Annotated in this window: 1 pseudogene; it reads left to right on the top strand. The window is 29.8% G+C overall.

The annotated features are described in order from the left end of the window. Positions 1-79: 79 nt before the first annotated feature. Positions 80-1,229 (top strand): annotated as a pseudogene (locus HMPREF0216_RS07785) (IS3 family transposase). Positions 1,230-1,271 lie beyond the last annotated feature (42 nt).

Here is a 1,271-nt window from a genome sequence, read left to right as displayed (position 1 = left end):
TTGGTGTTAGTATAAAGTAGTGGACACATTAAATCGAACTAAGTAAAATAATATTTAGTTAAGAAAGGATGTGTCCATTATGGGAAAGGGCAGAAGATACGATCAAGAATATAAAGATATGATAGTAGAATTATTTAAGTCAGGAATGAGCTTAGCAGAGCTAAGTAGCGAATATGGCATTGCAAAATCAACAATTAACGGCTGGGTTAAAGATGTAAAAGAAATTAAAGTAGATGAAAATGAAGTTATGACATTAAAGGAAGTTAAGGCTTTAAAAAAAGAAATGGCAAGGAATTAAAGAGGAAAATGAAATATTAAAAAAAGCTATGGCCATATTTGCAACAAGAAATTAGATGAATTAATAGAATTTATAAATAGCAATAAAAACAAACATGATATTAAGACTATGTGTACCGTTCTAGGCGTAGCCAGAAGCACATATTATAAATCTTTTGATAAAACTAAATCTGCAAGAGAATTAGAAAATGAGGAATTAAAATCAGCTATTAAAAGGATATATAAAGAGAATAAAGGCATATATGGTGCTCCTAGGATTCATCATATACTTGGTATAGAAGGATTCAATGTATCATTGAAGCGAGTTCAAAGACGAATGACTGAACTTGGCCTTTGTGCAGTAACTGTAAAAAAATACAAACCTCATTCAAGTAAAAAGGTAGCAGAAGATTTAGAAAACGTTTTGAAAAGAGATTTTACTACTACTTCTATTAACGAAAAATGGGTAGGAGATATTACATATATTTATACTATCAAAGATGGTTGGTTGCTATTTAGCTTCAGTTCTAGACTTATATTCTAAAAAAATAATTGGCTACGCTTTCGGTCAGAGAATGACTAATGATTTAGTTGTTAAAGCCTTAAAAAATGCTTATTACAGCCAATCTCCCGATAAGAATAAGCAATTAATATTTCATAGCGATTTAGGCTCTCAATACACTAGCAATGATTTAAGGGAGCTATGCAAAGAGTTTAATATTATACAATCGTTTAGTAAAAAAGGTTGTCCATATGATAATGCTTGTATAGAATCTTTTCATTCATTAATAAAAAAGGAAGAAATATATAGAAATACATACCGTACCTTCGAAGAAGCTAATATGGCTATTTTTAAATATATTGAAGGTTGGTATAACAGAAAAAGGCTACACTCTTCTATTAATTACATGACTCCAGATCAATGTGAATTATTAGCTAGAAGTGCAGCATAAAAAAGTTTGACTTTTTGTGTCCAAAATATTGACATATGACCA

Source organism: Clostridium celatum DSM 1785, from assembly GCF_000320405.1.
In the GTDB taxonomy this organism is placed as follows: Bacteria; Bacillota; Clostridia; order Clostridiales; family Clostridiaceae; genus Clostridium; species Clostridium celatum.
This window is presented reverse-complemented; position numbering and strand designations above follow the sequence as displayed.